Genomic DNA, 1,307 nt, shown 5'->3' with positions numbered 1-1,307 from the left:
GGCTCTTCATGATTGACGGTGTAGTTGGGGTCTGAATCCGCCGGTTTCGAGTAGGGATCGGGCGATGTAGTGGGTGAGGTTGCGAAAGCCCAGGGCGGAGCCACGGAGGTGTTCGAGACGGCCGTTGATCGCTTCGGTCGGTCCGTTGCTGGTGCCGGGCCGGTCGAAATAGGCCAGCACATCGACAGCCCGCTTGGTCAGTGTGCGTCCGAGGGTGATCAGCTCGGTCAGCGGTTTGGGAACGCCGGCGCTCAGCGTGTCGATCAGCGCCGCCATCATGGCTCGGCCTTTCGTGCGGTCGGGTTCGCGGTAGGCGGCCACGGCGCGTTGGTACATGTGCCAGGTCGCTTCGACCTCCACATGAATGTCGCCGGTGAACAAGGCTGCCAGCCGGGCTTTCTGGCGGTCGGTGAGCAGATCGACGCCGGTGTGCAGGGTGCGTCGGCAGGCATAGAGCGGGTCGGTCTTGCGGCCGCGGTGCCCACACGTGGCCACCTGGATACGGCGGCGGCAGTCGTCGAGAGCGTTGCCGGACAACCTCACCACGTGGAAGGGATCCATCACCGTGGCTGCCTCAGGAAGTTCTTCGGTGGTGGCGGTCTTGAACCCGGAGAAGCCGTCCATGGCAACAACTTCGACACCGTCGCGCCAGGGCTGGGGTCGCTCGGACAGCCAGTCGGCGAACGCCTTCTTGGAGCGGCCTTCGACCATGTCGAGCAGCCGGGCAGGGCCGGTCTGGTCGTGGACCGGGGTGAGGTCGATGATCACGGTGACGTACTTGTCGCCGCGACGGGTGTGCCGCCACACGTGCTCATCGACGCCGATCACCCGCACGCCGTTGAAGCGGGCCGGATCGGCGATCAGCACTCGCTGCCCTTCGGCCAGGACGGCGTTGTTGGCGGTGTTCCACGACACCGCCAGCGCTTCGGCGACGCGAGCCACGGTCAGGTGTTGGCAGACAATCGCTTTCAAGGCCCACTGCAACGCACGCCGGGACAGCTTGGCGCGTGGTTCGGCGGCGTTGCCGAGGTCTTGGCGCCACACATGGGCACAGCCGGCGCAGCGGTAGCGGCGGAGGGTGACCAGCAAGGTGGTGGGCCGCCACCCGAATGGTTCGTGGGCAAGCTCGCGTGTCACGCTGTCGCGGCTGACGCCTCGCTCGCCGCAGCGGCGGCACCACGAGTCGTCGTCGCTGACCCGGCATGCCAATACCGCACGATCGGGGTGCAGTTGCTGGCCGGTCACCTCCAACCCGAGGTCGTCGAGGCGGCAGAAAGTAGTCAGGTCAGCGCGGGCGAAGCCCGCCC

General features: G+C 67.0%; 1 protein-coding gene. It reads right to left on the bottom strand.

Annotated features, from left to right (window positions below; genetic code table 11):
* Nucleotides 1-6: 6 nt before the first annotated feature.
* Nucleotides 7-1,307, bottom strand: a 1,301-nt coding sequence (locus ACJH7A_RS30510) for an ISL3 family transposase (protein WP_406803317.1), incomplete at its 5' end; no start/stop codon positions are given.

This window comes from Mycobacterium sp. SMC-17 (assembly GCF_045310915.1).
In the GTDB taxonomy this organism is placed as follows: domain Bacteria; phylum Actinomycetota; class Actinomycetes; order Mycobacteriales; family Mycobacteriaceae; genus Mycobacterium.
The sequence above is the reverse complement of the archived record's forward strand: the minus strand, read 5'-3'. Positions and strand labels throughout refer to the sequence as shown.